The sequence below is a fragment of the Proteus sp. G2300 genome, assembly GCF_009915965.1.
Classification (GTDB): domain Bacteria; phylum Pseudomonadota; class Gammaproteobacteria; order Enterobacterales; family Enterobacteriaceae; genus Proteus; species Proteus vulgaris.
This window is the reverse complement of the sequence record NZ_JAABNK010000023.1, coordinates 186915-202548: the sequence shown is the minus strand read 5'-3', so window position 1 is coordinate 202548 and position 15634 is coordinate 186915. Positions and strand designations below refer to the sequence as shown.

At 35.5% G+C, this 15634-nt stretch carries 15 protein-coding genes; 9 read left to right on the top strand and 6 right to left on the bottom strand.

From position 1 onward, the window contains the following. Window positions 1–19 precede the first annotated feature (19 nt). The 3 genes from GWI97_RS12400 to GWI97_RS12390 are packed head-to-tail and all read left to right on the top strand — an operon-like array spanning window position 20 to window position 2335. On the top strand, window positions 20–1147 hold the full coding sequence (locus GWI97_RS12400; RefSeq protein WP_036936686.1) for a lytic murein transglycosylase: 1128 nt from the start codon (window positions 20–22) through the stop codon (window positions 1145–1147). Window positions 1148–1198: 51 nt separating this feature from the next. Continuing rightward, entirely contained in the window at window positions 1199–1855 is a 657-nt protein-coding gene (locus GWI97_RS12395) for a fumarylacetoacetate hydrolase family protein (protein WP_036936689.1), read from the top strand. Between the two features lie 36 nt (window positions 1856–1891). After that, window positions 1892–2335: a YcgN family cysteine cluster protein gene (locus GWI97_RS12390; protein ID WP_036936692.1), complete on the top strand. Its 444-nt coding sequence runs from the start codon at window positions 1892–1894 to the stop codon at window positions 2333–2335. A gap of 61 nt (window positions 2336–2396) precedes the next feature. On the opposite strand, the gene GWI97_RS12385 is transcribed toward GWI97_RS12390, so the two are convergent. Then, window positions 2397–3284 carry a PhzF family phenazine biosynthesis protein gene (locus GWI97_RS12385; protein ID WP_036936695.1) on the bottom strand — a complete coding sequence of 296 codons (888 nt, stop codon included), beginning with the start codon at window positions 3282–3284 and terminating at the stop codon, window positions 2397–2399. A gap of 688 nt (window positions 3285–3972) precedes the next feature. On the opposite strand from GWI97_RS12385, the gene GWI97_RS12380 reads away from it, so the two are divergent. Further along, window positions 3973–4797: a DNA/RNA non-specific endonuclease gene (locus tag GWI97_RS12380; protein ID WP_181880541.1), complete on the top strand. Its 825-nt coding sequence runs from the start codon at window positions 3973–3975 to the stop codon at window positions 4795–4797. Between the two features lie 76 nt (window positions 4798–4873). On the opposite strand, the gene fetB is transcribed toward GWI97_RS12380, so the two are convergent. The 4 genes from fetB to GWI97_RS18480 all read right to left on the bottom strand — a co-directional run bounded on the left by fetB (window position 4874) and on the right by GWI97_RS18480 (window position 8181). Beyond that, on the bottom strand, window positions 4874–5647 hold the full coding sequence (gene fetB / locus GWI97_RS12375) for an iron efflux ABC transporter permease subunit FetB (RefSeq protein WP_036936698.1): 774 nt from the start codon (window positions 5645–5647) through the stop codon (window positions 4874–4876). A gap of 51 nt (window positions 5648–5698) precedes the next feature. Further along, window positions 5699–6349, bottom strand: coding sequence for an iron efflux ABC transporter ATP-binding subunit FetA (gene fetA / locus GWI97_RS12370; RefSeq protein WP_036936700.1), 651 nt, complete (start codon window positions 6347–6349; stop codon window positions 5699–5701). 387 nt (window positions 6350–6736) lie between these two features. Beyond that, window positions 6737–6976, bottom strand: coding sequence for an acyl-CoA thioester hydrolase/BAAT C-terminal domain-containing protein (locus tag GWI97_RS18410; RefSeq protein WP_103004710.1), 240 nt, complete (start codon window positions 6974–6976; stop codon window positions 6737–6739). Window positions 6977–7266: 290 nt separating this feature from the next. Then, the gene (locus GWI97_RS18480; RefSeq protein WP_052038496.1) at window positions 7267–8181 is read right to left on the bottom strand and encodes a helix-turn-helix domain-containing protein; all 915 of its coding nucleotides are present in this window, start codon (window positions 8179–8181) and stop codon (window positions 7267–7269) included. A 90-nt stretch (window positions 8182–8271) separates the two neighbouring features. Here GWI97_RS18480 and GWI97_RS12355 point away from each other — a divergent pair, with 90 nt between their 5' ends. From GWI97_RS12355 to GWI97_RS12345, 3 genes are all read left to right on the top strand, one after another. Beyond that, window positions 8272–8892: a TetR family transcriptional regulator gene (locus GWI97_RS12355; protein WP_036936703.1), complete on the top strand. Its 621-nt coding sequence runs from the start codon at window positions 8272–8274 to the stop codon at window positions 8890–8892. 66 nt (window positions 8893–8958) lie between these two features. Continuing rightward, entirely contained in the window at window positions 8959–9435 is a 477-nt protein-coding gene (locus GWI97_RS12350) for an NUDIX hydrolase (RefSeq protein WP_036936706.1), read from the top strand. 517 nt (window positions 9436–9952) lie between these two features. Next, window positions 9953–11551, top strand: a complete 1599-nt coding sequence (locus GWI97_RS12345; RefSeq protein ID WP_052038497.1) for a methyl-accepting chemotaxis protein — start codon at window positions 9953–9955, stop codon at window positions 11549–11551. A gap of 80 nt (window positions 11552–11631) precedes the next feature. Here GWI97_RS12345 and GWI97_RS12340 read toward each other — a convergent pair whose 3' ends face one another. Continuing rightward, a complete protein-coding gene (locus GWI97_RS12340; RefSeq protein WP_161752007.1) occupies window positions 11632–12636 on the bottom strand; it encodes a 2-hydroxyacid dehydrogenase in 1005 nt (334 codons plus the stop codon). Between the two features lie 148 nt (window positions 12637–12784). Here GWI97_RS12340 and GWI97_RS12335 point away from each other — a divergent pair, with 148 nt between their 5' ends. After that, window positions 12785–15421, top strand: coding sequence for a YdbH family protein (locus GWI97_RS12335; protein WP_087802358.1), 2637 nt, complete (start codon window positions 12785–12787; stop codon window positions 15419–15421). Continuing rightward, window positions 15418–15624, top strand: coding sequence for a YnbE family lipoprotein (locus tag GWI97_RS12330; protein WP_036936715.1), 207 nt, complete (start codon window positions 15418–15420; stop codon window positions 15622–15624). The genes GWI97_RS12335 and GWI97_RS12330 overlap by 4 nt, the downstream gene beginning before the upstream one ends. Window positions 15625–15634 lie beyond the last annotated feature (10 nt).

Genomic DNA, 15634 nt, shown 5'->3' with positions numbered 1-15634 from the left:
CGAGATAAAAGGAGCATAAATGTTCAAATATTCGTTCATCGCTGTGATTGTTTCCGGTTTAATGTTATCTGCGTGTACTAATGGCCAACAAAAATTGGCGGAAAGGCAAATTAAAGTACCAGATCCAACAACGTTTGAAACACAAAAAACGTCCCGATGGAAACAAGTGAATGTTGCATCATTAGAACAGGCCTTTCCTAAAGATGCGCGCACGGTTGCCCAATTTCCGGCTTATGTCGATGCATTAAAATTGAAGGCAGCTCAATTAGGTTATAAACAAGAAACAATAGATTTTGCTTTTTCAGAAGTACATTTTATTGAACGAGTGATTAAATCTGACCGAAATCAACCGGAAAAGAAAATTACACTCGATGTTTATCTACCTCGTATTGTTACTAATGGACGTATAAACCAAGGCGCTAATCTCTATCAAGCAAATCAAAACACCCTAGAACAAATAAGTAAGAAATATGGTGTGCCGTCAAATTATATTATTGCGTTATGGGGGCTTGAAAGTGGTTTTGGCAAAGTGCAAGGCAAAGAAGATGTTGTTTCAGCCCTTGCTACATTAGCGTTTGAGGGACGTCGAGAAGAGCTGTTTACACGCCAACTGATGGCCGCGCTTGAAATTATCGAGGAAGGACACTTACCTCAAGGCCAGCGCTTGAAAGGCTCTTGGGCGGGTGCAATGGGGCAAACTCAGTTTATGCCATCCTCTTTCCTCACTTATGCGGCAGATGGTAATGGTGATGGAAAAATTGATATCTGGAATACACGTGAAGATGCATTTGCTTCTGCTGCTAATTATTTAGCAACTGAAGGCTGGAAAAGTGGACTTCCTTGGGGGGAACAGGTTACTTTATCGGTAGATTTTAACCCACAACTTGAAGGCATTAAGGCCGAGCAACAAAAAACGGTTGCTCAATGGAAAGCATTAGGTGTTCAATTACCTGCTAATAGTCAATTAAGTGACGATATGCCGGTATGGTTAATAATTCCTGATGATAATTTGCATAGAAGTTATTTAGTGACACAAAACTTCCGCACAATTATGCATTGGAACAGTTCTTACTTCTTTGCCCTTAGCATTGTGACAATGGCTGATGGCGTTGCTAATAAAATAAACTCACTGCCTAACGCAGGTTAGTCATATCTGTAGTGAAATAAAACACAGCAATTTACCTAAAAGGAACACATTATGTATCAACATCGCGATTGGGAAGGTGCGTTACTTGATTTTCCTGTCAATAAAGTCATTTGTGTTGGCAGTAACTATGCAAATCACATTAAAGAGATGGGGTCAGTTCGTTCAGAAGAGCCAGTGATTTTTATTAAGCCAGAAACCGCTATGTGTGATCTTCGCCAACCTATTGCAATTCCTAAAGATATGGGTGCCGTTCATCACGAAATCGAATTAGCCGTACTTATCGGTCAACCACTGAAACAAGCTAATGAAGATAGAGTTGATCGTGCAATTGCTGGTTTTGGTATTGGTCTTGATCTTACGTTACGTGATTTACAAGGTAAATTGAAAAAAGCAGGGCAGCCATGGGAAAAAAGTAAGGCGTTTGATGGCTCCGCCCCATTATCAGGTTTTATTCCAGTCAATTCATTTGGTGACCCACAAAATGCCAATTTAATATTGCGTGTTAATGACGAGATTCGTCAGCAGGGTAACAGTCGTGATATGCTTACCCCTGTTTTACCCCTTATCAGCTATATGTCTCGCTTTTTCACCCTACGCCCTGGTGATGTAATTTTAACGGGAACTCCTGAAGGAGTTGGCCCTCTAGAATCGGGTGATATGTTGGTATTAAGTGTTAACGAGCATCAGCTGACAACGCGGGTTATTTAATTCGTATCAGATGAGCAATAAGGTAATAACGTAGAGATGACACAGGCTTTTTGGCAGACTAAAACATTAGATGAAATGAGTGATGATGAGTGGGAATCACTTTGTGACGGGTGTGGACAATGTTGTTTACACAAGTTAATGGATGACGATACCGACGAAATATATTTTACCAATGTTGCTTGTAATCAACTTAATATTAAAACCTGCCAATGCAGTAATTATGACGATCGTTTCCGTTATGAGCCAGATTGTATCAAGCTTACACGGTATAATTTACCGACATTTGAATGGTTGCCGATGACGTGTGCATATCGTCTGTTAGCTGAAGGCAAAACGTTACAAAATTGGCATCCCCTTATTGCGGGTAATAAAGCAAAAATGCACCAAAGCAATATTTCTGTAAGGTATATTGCCGTACCAGAAACGGAAGTTGAAGATTGGGAAGAACACATTCTTAATCGCCCGAAAGGGCGTGGTTAATTAAAACCAAACAACGTTTCTGGTTCCATGATTAAAAGCCCTTTTTGGGGCTTTTTTCCATTTAAAGACGGAGTGTTTTTTCTCCGAATATAGCAGCTTGCCCACCAACGCGAACACGATTAATTTTTTGAGCATGTGAATCAATCATCACCTCAAGCAACGATGAGCACCCCATCGCACGTCCTTGTTCTAATAGGAAATGGGTTTCATTAGGAAAAACGTAATTAACTAAATAGCAACCTAATGCTCCACTAGAACTACCTGTCGCGGATTCTTCATTTATGCCATACAAAGGTGCAAAATTACGACAATGAGCTGTAATCGTAGCATGGTGGCTTAATTCAAATACGTGAAAACCGATAGTGTTAAACTCACGGCTTAGGTTTGCAATCGTGTCAAAATTAGGTTGTAAAGCATCTAGCGAGCCTGATTGCACAGGAACAATGATATCGTATAAACCTGTCGAAATAATCGTAATAGGTAAGCCCGTTTTTCCTATAACATTACAGTGAACACCCAGCGCTAAGGCAACAGCATTAATATCAGGGCCTTGTCGCATAACAGGATGTGTTTGTTCCATAACAATACTCTGAGGGCTTACAGAGACACTTAAAATACCGGCTTTCGTTTTTTGCGTGTAATTACCAGAACCAATGATATTAAGTGAAGCCAGCGTAAAGAAAACAGCTAATGTCGCGTGTCCACAAAAATCAACTTCACCTTCAGGAGTGAAAAAATCGACCTTAAAATCCGTTTCTTTACCAGTGTAGACAAATGCTGTTTCAGAAAAACCAACTAGACGTGCGATTTCTATTTTTTGAATATCACTTAGATTAGGCGGATTAAGCACGACACCTGCCGGATTACCTCCTGAATTATTTCGGGTAAATGCGTTGACAAGGTGTACCTTTACTTCGTGCTCAATGGTGAGGGGAGGATTGTTTGGCATTTGTATTTCTCGTGTTATAACTCAACTCAATAAATCTTACGTATAACATTTATTGTGGTTATTGTTGGTAAGCGACGGTTTTATATATTAAAAATAACAGTGGGATTTTGTATCATCTTTTGAATGATAATACATACGAAAAAATAAAGCTCTAGGATCTTCTCATTAACTGGAATGGCCATAATTCAAGAAGAATAAGGAATTTGCGATATTAATAAATTTCTCTTTATTGATGAAAAGAAAGGTAATTTTTTTCTATATAAAAATATTTTTAGAAAACATATTGACTAAATAAGAATTATATCCCATGATTATTCTCATGGTGGAAATTTAGTCTTTACCAAATCTAATAAGTTTTTAAACCTCGCTTAATGCGGGGTTTTTTGCTTTTTGGGACAGTGAAAATAAATATTCGCCACGAACGGTGTTTGTAATATCTGATATTTAGAATTTTTACTCACCGTTTTTTATTTCTTAGCAAGATTCTGAGCTGTAAATTGTGATTAAAAATAACCTCATCAATACGATGGGGCTTTTGTGTTGCAGTTTATAGCTGGAATATATCATTGAGAGAAAATAGGATTTTTCTCTTTTAGCAAAAAGCTCGCTTTGGCGAGTTTTTTTGTTTCTTCATTTTAAAAAGGAATTTTATATGAAACGTATTACACCTATTATTTTATCATTTCTTATGATCTCCACCAGTTATGCAAATGCCGATATAACTGTTGAACCTAATGCTAATATTGGATCTTCATTGTTAACTTCGGCGCGTGATATTTCCAAGCGTTCAATGAATGATGAAAATTGTGGAATTGGTTGCCCATTAGGAGGAAGTGAAACCACTATTCAGCGAGATGTTTATACACTAAATAATAATAGCGAAACCAAGTTTGCAGACTGGGTTGCTTATTTAGTAACTAAAGACAGCATCGGTAGTGGTAAAACACGTAATTGGAAAAAAGATCCGGCTTTAGGCAATGATGAAACCTTATCGCCAGCGGATTATAAAAATGCTAATGCCACATTAAAAGTTGACCGCGGTCATCAGGCACCTTTAGCGTCATTGGCTGCGTTACCTGGTTGGAATGCACTTAATTATCTTTCTAATATCACACCACAAAAAGCAGATTTAAACCAAGGTGCGTGGGTGCGATTAGAAGATCAAGAGCGTAATTTGGCAAAAGAAGGTCATAAAGTCTTTACAGTGACAGGCCCTATCTATGAAAGAAATATGGGTAAATTGCCTAGTACAGATAAAGATCACACTATCCCAAGTGCTTATTTTAAAGTGGTTTTTCTAAATGATACACCAGAAAACTCCTCTTATGCAGCGTTTATTATGGATCAACAAACACCGAAAAAAGCAGATTTTTGTGAATTCCAAGTAACAGCGGCAGAAGTGGAAGCTCGTACAGGTTTAACACTTTGGAGTCAGTTACCTGAAAAAGCTCAAGATGTGAAATCTCAATTTGGTGAGTTAGTTAAAAAAATGGGGTGTACAGTATTAAAGTAATAATTTAAACCTGAATACTAATAATAAAAGGTCACTTCATTTAGTGACCTTTTTCAATATAATCAAATAATTATAATTAACTATTTTCTAAATTAATTAGCTGATGACGTTGATTAAAGAATTTTTTATAGGTTAAGTAACATGCAATTATGGTTGAAATACTGGCTGTTGCCATCAACATAAACGTCACCATAATTTGATATTTTACGGCTTGTAATGGATCAACACCTGCAAAAATAAGTCCAGACATCATCCCAGGTAAACTTACAATTCCCACTGTTTTGGCTGCATCCACCGTGGGGATTAATGAAGATTTAATGCTGTCTCTAATAATACTCATAGAGGCTAATTTAGGTGTTGCACCCAAACTTAGCATCTCTTGTAATTGCTGTTGCTGATTTTGAAAACGTTGTCCTAAATTATTATAACAAAGGCCAGTTGCTATCATCGCATTACCTGCAATCATCCCAGTAATAGGAATAATTTGAATTGGAGTAAAAGCAATAGAACTGGTGAGTAATAAAATAGTTAAGGTTAATAATGCCCCTGTAGTAATAGCAGTAAAAGAGATAAGAAAAATATCTTTAACATATTTACTGCGTTTCTTGGCGTTATACGCCGCGTTATAACAGATAAAGAGCACCATTAAAAAGGTAAGGATAAAATGGTCTACATGGAATATATAGGTTAATACATAGCCAACAATTAACAGTTGGACAATTGCTCTTGCAGTACTCCAAATGATATCTTTTTCTAAAGCGAGTTTTTCTTTACTGCTAATAAAAATAGCCACAAGAACTAATAAAAGCGAGAAAATAAGAGACTCGTTGCTTATTGTATGTTCGTTCATAATATGATGTTCGCTCATAGCAAAGGGTGACTAATTAAGAGAAAAAAATGTTTAAGCATTATTGTGAGAGGGTAACTGGATGACATCATCAGCATGTTTTATTTCATTTTGATCATGTGTGACCCATAACACGGCTAGTTTTTGATCTTTTACATAGTGGTGGATAACATCATTCACTTTTATTTTATTATCTTCATCTAATGCACTGGTTATCTCATCAAGTAATAAAATTTTTGGCATAAATTGCAAATTTCTTATCAGTGAAATGCGCTGTTTTTCGCCACCTGAAAGTTCGTTGATCCTTTTTTCTATTATGGATGCGGGCAAACCAAAATAGTCTAAATTCTGCTTAAGTTTTCTATCATCTACTGAAACTTTTCGTAATAAATAAGGAAATTTTAGATTATCGTAAACAGTTTCACCAAATAACATGGGTGTTTGTGTACAGTAAGAAACCTGCTGACGATACTCTTCGGGGGGAAGGGTTACATAATCTTTATTTTCAAAGAAGATGTTACCGCTGGTGGGTGAGAGTAGAGAGGAAATAAGCTTAAGTAAAGTACTCTTACCGCAACCCGAAGGGCCTGTAATAAGTTTAAATTCAGAAGGTTGAAGTTGAAAATTTATGTTATCGAGGATAGTTTTGTTATCAATTCGATAGCCTATTTTATCAAGACGTAAAAGAGTCACTGTGCTTTCCATTCTTATCCTAAACTTAGAAGAGATAATAGTTATCATTATATAGATATAGTAATATAAAGATCCTGTTTTAAATCAGTTATTCAGTTATTTCGCAAATTATGCATACCATTGTTGTATATCGCTGATTATTTTACCGGTTAAACGTTCACCTTGTTCATTATAAAATCCATGATCTAACTTATCGTATTTAATAAATGTTATATTAGATTGTTTAATATCTTAGTTTAGTTTATGTAACGCTTCTACGTTGACATTTGTGTCATTGAGAGTTTAAATAATTAAAACAGGTGTGTGTTGATTACTTTTAATTATTTTAAGTAAATCGACAGCAAAAAATTGTTGCCACCAATATTTACTGTATTCGCTGATAAATCGTTCATCATCAATTTAATTGTTTTTTATTGTATCAGCAAATTGTTTAAAGCCATTTAAGGCATCTTCAACATATTCTTTAGGTCTAGTATGACGGATATTATAAAGAACATCGTCAAGAAAAAAACGACCTCCACCATTTAATGCAACGACAGCTTTAATATCGTTACGTCTAGCTACCACTAAAAGCACCATCGTAGTGCCTTTACTCCCACCGATTAAAATGATATTCGGATATTGCGAAGATAATTTCACTTCCATCTTGACGAGTTAATGTATGTGTTGATATTTATGCATAACTCACAAAAGAAGTCAGTAAAAAAGCAGAAAGTATGAGGTGAGGTGAGATACGCATAAGAACCTTTATTGTTTTATATAGGGATCTAAAGTAGAAAAGCTTTTTATGTTGATAAAATATAGCTAATTAGTTTAGTAAAATAATAACAAAGGCAATCAAAACAAATTTTATTGCGCCAATAGACTTTATAGAATTAATTTATTCTTAATAAAAACAGCCTGAAATATTCAAGCTGTTTTTATCGTAATTAGTGAATTGGAACAAAATAATCTATTTCTAAGGTTTTTGGGAGTTCCATTAAATCGACATCGGTTTCAATACTGACATATTTTTCAATATCAGCGCCTAAACGGCGACATAGCCCTAATGCAGGTAGTGTATAAAAATATATTTTCATCGCAAATTGTTTATATTCATCCAGTGTGCCTTTAAATTGAAACCTAACATAACGACCAGGTTCTATACGTTTTTTTCTAAATCCACTGGTTTTTGTAAAATGATCCAAACTATTCAAACCAATCTCATAGTCAATTTGGATTTTATTTTTACGTAGCGTATTAGGTTGATATGAAATCAGCACTGTACTTTCTGTGAAATTTTTATCTGTATACAATAAAAAATCGTTCCAAAATTGATGGCGAATATCTTCATGCAATTTACCGATATCTTCAATAGAACAAAAATATTGGTATTGCATACCATAAACATAACTTTCAGGTAGTTCCATAATGTTAGGAATAGGTAAATCAGTGACATCAAAATTAATGGGAGGTTGAAAATTATCACCACAAAGATTATCAAGTTTACGATATTCAGTAGGTGTAACGCCAAATGTAGCTTTAAAACGGCGTGTGAACGATTGCTGAGAATCAAACTGATAACGTAATGCCACCGTAAGAATAGGCAGTTTTGTTAACCGTAATTCAGTTGCAGCTTTTGTGAGGCGTCGCCCTCGAATATATGAAGCCAGCGTTAAGCCCGTTGCTTGCTTAAATACTCGTTGCAAATGCCATTTTGTATAGCCTGATTTAATCGCAACATCATCAAGTAGCAACGGTTTTTCCAGATTTACCTCAATCCAGAGAAGAAGCTCTTTGATAATTTCTATATTAAATGTGGATAAGGTATTCGCGGGAGCAAACCCATTGTGCGGAGATGACATGATAATTTCCTGAAAATATTTTGTTCAGTTTACACAAAACTGATACCCATATATTATTACATACTTATGGTATGTTTTTAGGGTTTTATCATGAATATAAAATCACGGCAACAAGAGAATTCAGAGCAAACACGCACCGCGTTACGTGAGGCGGCACAAGAACTATTTATAAATCAAAACTATTGTGATGTTTCCATAGATGAAATATCACGTCACGCAAGAGTGACAAAAGGGGCGTTTTATCATCATTTTAGTAATAAGAAAGCACTATTAAAAGAGTGTTATCTTTTTCAAGTTTATAAAGTCATGGAGCAACTTGTTAAAATTCCTAACTATGATGATAAATGGCAAGAACTTGAAGTTATTTTTAGTTTTTGTGTTGATCATATTTATCAACATAAAGATACACTTATTCCGCTACAAGAGATTATCTCCGTTTTAGGTTGGAAGGAATGGGATGAAATTGATGCACAAATTCTTATTCCTCGAATCAAATCCTGCGTAGAAATACTCTATTCTAAGCAAGAAATTTGTACTTACTCTCCTGATATTGTCGTTAATTTAATCTATGGTTTTCTCACGCATATCGCGATTAACTTAAAAAATGAAGAAACATTATCGGAAAATGCCTGTAGGGATTTCAAAAGGATCTTTGCTGATTTTCTGATGGGAATAAAACAAGCTTCAATAAACGTGAAAGCCGGTAAATAGCACAAAAAAACAGGATGATTTAATGTACATTGGAACAAGAACATAAGACATAAGGATAAGCATATCATGACACTAGAAGTGCCTAAAAGCCATTTCACTGCAACGGGTATCGTATTTAATCAACAGGGACAATTTCTTTTCCATTTACATTCCAAAATAGGGTACTGGTTACCACCAGGTGGTCATATCGAAGATAATGAAGAACCACAAAATGCGGTATTAAGAGAAATAGAAGAAGAAACTGGATTATTGTGTGAATGTCTTTGTTATCAGCCTGAATTTAGCCTTGGTTTAAATGATAATGATGTTATTGAACTCGTTAAGCCCCTCGCCATTTTAAAAGAACCTATTCACGATAAAAAACAAGGATTTCATTATCACATTGATATGATTTATCTTTGTAAACCACTAGAAAATAGCCAATTGACAAATAAATCTTTCCAATGGCTTTCTTTAGATGAACTAAAAAAAAGAGAAACGCCATTGAATGTGATAAGACTTATTGAACTAACTGAAAAGTTATTAATAGAAAATATTATTTAAATTTCTCAATAAAACTAAATTAATCTTAATAAATAAACAATAAAGACAGTTTTTAGAAACTGTCTTATTTTTATTGGAAATAAAATATTTTTAATATTTGATATAACTTAATATTGAAGTTAAATAAATTAATGTTAATAAGTGTATATACTTAAAATGGAAGTAGGTGAAAATAAATAAAAAAAACACAAAAACTAAAAAATAATTAATAAATTATCTTTTTCTGAGTAAAATCAGCATCATTGCGAGATATTATAGAGTTAATTTATCTCTGGTTGGATAAAAAACTCGTTTATTTTGTAAATGAAAAATGCTTTTCACGACACTCTAAAGTTTTCTCTTACTATTACCGACATTATAAGTAAAGGCAGATCTTATGCGCCTTTATATTTTAATGAATACATTTTAGTCTTATTTTATTACACCAGGGAATATGCTCTTTATCAGAGAAAGAGTGCATTCTGATATCTTACAAATGTACAGATTAAAACTCTGTATATTTTGATGGAATATGACCATGTTTAAAAATATCAGTATAGAAAAGACCGTTAAGGTCATGCTGGCCATTTTATTTGCGTTGATTATGAGCATTATTTATTTTAGTTATGATGCTTCCACTCGATCTTATAATAATTTCGTTTCATCAAATAGCTTAAGCCAGCAAATGTTACTAATGGGCAAAGCTCGATATCAAATGGCCGTGATCAGGGCAAATATTAATGGTTTAGATGGACAATTAAGAGTCAATGAAAAACCCTCTGCAAAATATTTTCATCAAACTGCTGAGTATATTGAAATTACCCGTGAAGAAATCCACCGTTGGGCAGACGCTGAAAAGCTAACAATGGAAGGGCGTGAATTAGCAGATGATATGACAAAACGCTTTGATGAACTGCTTGATATTTTTACTGGCGCGTTAGAGCGATTGCGCAAAGGCCAGCTCACAATTCATTCGTCTAGTGCTAAGATGGATGAGCTCAATGACATCACAATGCAATATTATGCTGTTGCTAATGGCATAGAGAGTGGTTATATCGATATTGCTAAAACATCTCAAGAACGTTTGATGATGGTATCATTAACAACAGGCATTATTGTTATTCTTTTATTTATCATTATATTGCGTTGGTTCTCTCATACCTTCATTGGCAATATCAAAATATTAATCAATATTTTTAGCAAGATGAGCCAAGGTGATTTTAGTATGCGTATCGATAATCATGGCACTAATGAATTTGGTCAATTATTTAATGAAATGAATAAGATGAAAAATTCATTAAGCCATATGATTTCTTCAGTCAAAAATGCTGTTAATACCATTAGTGTGAGTGCGAGTGAAATTGCGACCGGAAATACGGATTTATCATCCCGTACAGAAGAGCAAGCAAGCGCATTACAAGAAACGGTTGCGAGTATGGAGCAAATTAAAACTACCGTTGAGAAGAATGCTGATAATTCACGTGAAGCCAGTAAATTAGCATTAACAGCGACAAGCTCTGCTCAAAACGGGGAAAGTGTTATGGATAGCGTGGTAGAAACCATGTCTTCAATCTCTGAAAGTGCGAAGAAAATTGCAGATATTAATGACATCATCAATAGTATTGCAAACCAAACCAATATCTTATCATTGAATGCTGCTGTTGAAGCTGCTAGAGCGGGTGAGCAAGGTCGCGGATTTACAGTTGTTGCATCTGAGGTACGTAATTTAGCAAGCCGTAGTGCAGAAGCTGCAAAAGAGATCAATGAACTGATCACCCACTCTGTCAATAAAGTACATGTTGGTTCTCAACAGGTGGCCCAAGCAGGACGCTCAATGTCAGAGATCGTTACAACCATTAATCAAGTAAATGACTTTATGCAACAGATAGCCCTTGCTTCTAATGAGCAAAGCATGGGTATTAACCAAATTGCATTAGCGGTAAGTGAAATGGATACAGTTACCCAACAAAATGCAGCATTGGTTGAAGAATCTGCCGCCATTACAGCGAATATGGATGATGAAGCTCACCAATTAGCTAAATTAGTTTCACAATTTAAAGTGGATGAAGAGACAGAAACATCTTCACACTTTGAAGCAACTAAATCAGTTGAAGATAGCAATACTAAAGAAAAATAAGTGGTTGCACGGTTAATAAATAAAAAGCCCCTTGGCATAATTTATGCGAAAGGGCTTTTTGTTGCATTTATTCTGAACGTTTATAATGGCACTTTGATCTGATTAACACATTCATTACCCGTAGCTACATCTTTAATATTGTGTAGTGTTGTCTCACTAATACTGATTAAAGCTTCTTCTGTTAAAAATGCTTGATGCCCAGTAAATAACACGTTATGACAAGAAGAAAGGCGACGGAAAATATCATCTTGAATAACGTCATTGGATTTATCTTCAAAGAAAAGATCGCGTTCATTTTCATAAACGTCCATCCCCAAAGCACCGATTTTTCCTTGTTTTAGCGCATTAATCGCAGCGGCAGAATCAATTAATGCACCACGACTAGTGTTAATAATCATCACACCGTCTTTCATTTGTGCAAAAGCAGTTTCATTTAATAAATGATGATTATCTGCAGTCAGCGGACAATGTAACGAAATAATATGAGAATTTGCATAAATTGTTGCTAAATCAACATATTCAGCACCTAAATCAAGTACAGCTTGATTTGGGTAAGGATCATAGGCTAGTAATTTCATACCAAAGCCTTTTAGTATACGTAATGCCGCTAATCCAATTTTGCCAGTACCAATAATACCCGCCGTACGGTTATGCATATTAAAACCAGTTAGACCTTCTAATGAGAAGTTTGCATCACGAGTACGCTGATAAGCTCTGTGTATACGGCGGTTTAAAGAGAGCATCATGCCAACAGCATGTTCTGCAATGGCCTCGGGTGAATAAGCTGGCACACGTACAACGGTGATACCCAATTCCGTAGCTGCTTCTAAGTCAACGTTATTAAAACCCGCACAGCGTAAAGCAAGTATACGAATATTAAGGCTAGCCAGCTCTTGCAAAACCGCACGATTGGCATCGTCATTAACGAAAATACAAACCGCATCCACACCAACGGCATTTTTTGCGGTTTGTTCTGTCAAATTAAAATCGAAATATTCAATATCATAATGATATCCATTATGCTGATTGACCCATTCCATGTGTTTACGATCATAATGTTTAGTACTATAGGAAACGATTTTCATCTAGTTTTCTCTACTCTCGATTAAAATTTTGTTCAGAGACTGGAAAAACAGAATTATCCAGCCCCAATATGAAAGAAATTAATACTATCATTATAAACAATTTAACAAGGTAAGTGGATGATTCAGGTTTGTTTAAAAGGAATATGATGTGTTGTTAAGAAAAACAATCAAATGGACAGGGACGATACTGGTAGGTGTAAGCCTAATCGGTACTGCGTTGTGGGTATCTATCCCTCGTTGGTTGCCTGTTGTTGCAAAAATTTATCTACCTGAAGGTGTCACTCTTTCATTATCTCAGCCACAATTACAACGGGCAGGCGTTTCTGTTGAGAATATTGCATTAAAGACAGCCAGTTGTACTTTAGCAAACATGGACAACTTTGCTTTTTCTTATCGAAAAGAACAAATTGATAAACTGCAATTTAATAGTCAGAAACTTACTATTGATGAGCACTGTTTTTCAACGATGCCACCGAATAAGCAGGAAGAGGCGGTATCAGTACCTGTTGAGATAAATTCCTTATTAACGTCGATACCCTATTTATCTGTCAATATAGAAAATCTACTCTTAAAAGAAAATGCCCGCTATCAAGGTTCGTTACAGCTAAAAACACAAAATGATGGACGATTAGTGACGTTCCAAGGAGAAAATGCTCAACTCGGTATTTTTATTAGAGATAATAAATGGCTAGATATAAAGCAATTCAAATTGAATTTACCTGATGACAATAATATTGAACTTGCAGCTGAAATAGCATTACCAATTGACATTGCGTCATTACCTGAAAAAGGTACGATTGATGCGACTTTATTAACTTCTCATTATGCTTATCCCTTAGTCCTCATTCTTGAATGGGAAGGACTATCAGGCACTATTTCACTTGCTGAGCAAGGTGGTGGCCATGCATTGGCTCTATTACCTTGGCATGTTACCCCCGAAAATATAAAGATTGAACAAGGTCGTTGGGAATGGTTTGGATTAGATCAACCTTTGCGTGGGGGGATTAATATTAATATTGCTCAATGGCAAAAAGGTCTGACAGATTTAAGATTAAGTGCACGATTAAATGTAATGACAGAGGGTCATGCAGGAAAAGGAAATTTAGTTATTTCAATTCCTGAGACGGCAGTAAATTGGTTAGATGCACATATTCCTATTCAAATTACCGGAGTGGTTAATAAAGAATTAATGCAAGCCAGTGCGCGATTACCTATTAACGTGACAGGAACATTCGTTGATCCTACTGTTGAATTTCAATCTGGCTCGTTACTTCGTTTTAAAGGTCCATTAACTGAAACGCTTACGATAAAAGATGCACGCTTACCCTTAGCAGGAACGACATTTTCATCAAAAGGTTTTAATGGCCGTTTAAATGCGATTGTTGTCGCACAAGACAAGATTTGGGGGGATTATCGTATTCATTTTCAAGGTAAGGCAACTGATTTTTTACCTGATAATGGGACTTGGCAATGGCGTTATTGGGGAGAAGGAAATTTATTACCTTTAAAAGCACGTTGGGATATTGCGGGAACAGGGTATTGGGTTGATAAAATCATCAGCTTTGAAAAAATTAATACAGGTTTTGACGTTTTAAAATATCAACATACAACGATGACGGCACCTCGATTATCGTTAGAAAGTCCGTTTCGTTGGATAAGAGATGAGAAAAAGCCCGCATTTGGTGGAAAATTAAAATTAACTAGTCAACGTATTGATTTTCCGTCAGGTGGTTTTCTAGATAAAGCCGATTTTATTGCCACGATCAGTGGTGAATCACCCTTCAATTTTAATGTAAAAGGTGAGTTAAGCGCTAAACCCAACATAGGACCTATTGCAATTAATACACGTTGGGATGGGGCAAGATTAAGGGGGCAAATGCGTTGGCCCTTACAGCCAATAAATGTTTTTCAATCTTTAATTCCAGATAAGTTAGGGATTACCCTTGATAAAGGTGAACTCTATACCCAAGCAGATTTTTCTATTGCACCAGAACAAGGCTTAATTGCTGGTGGACATCTTGTGGTTAAGCAGGGGGGAATGTGGCTTAAAGAGGGCATTTTAGAAGGCTTAGATTTTATTTTGCCTTGGCGTTTAAACGGTGATGAATGGCAACTGGGGGTTAAACAACCTGTTCAGTTACGGATAAAACGCGTTAATAATCTTTTTGAAATGACTGATATTACGGCTGACCTTCAAGGTTTTTACCCAGCAACAGAAAATAAACCGCTAGTTTTATCCAATGTGAATGTAGCAATGCTTGATGGCACTATTTCGTTGGCAAAACTCACTATTCCACAGCATGAAGCAGCGATTATTTCTCTTGATAATATTCAATTAAGTCATCTGTTTACTTTATTAAAAGTGACCCAGTTTGCTGCATCAGGTAAAGTTAGCGGGGAATTTCCATTCTTTATTAATAATAATCAATGGATTATTAAAGATGGTTGGCTTGCTAATTCATCATATTTGACGTTAAGACTTGATAAAGACTTTGTTGATTCAATTGATGATAATAATATGTCAGCGGGTATTGCTATGGCGTGGTTACGTTATTTAGAGATCAATCGCTCTTGGACTCGCGTCAACTTAAGTAATTTAGGTGAGTTAATATTAGAGGCTGAAATTCAGGGAACGAATCCTCTAGAAGATAAACGTCGACAAGTTAACTTCAATTATCGACACGAAGAAAATGTCTTTCAATTATGGCGGAGTTTACGATTTGGTTCACAATTGGAAGAGTGGTTAGAAAAAAGCTTATCAGATTTAGGGAGTGAGTCAGAGTGAAACCATTATTTTTAAGAAAATTATTTATATTAACAGCCTTAATAATGGGAATATCGGCGTTAACAGGATGTATTCGACTCGAAGTTGCTACACCTGATAAACCGATTAATATAAATATGAATGTTAAAATTGAACATGAGATTAATGTAAAAATAGATCGCCAAGTAGAAGATCTCTTAAAAAATAACAGCGCCATTTTTTAAAGGATAGATG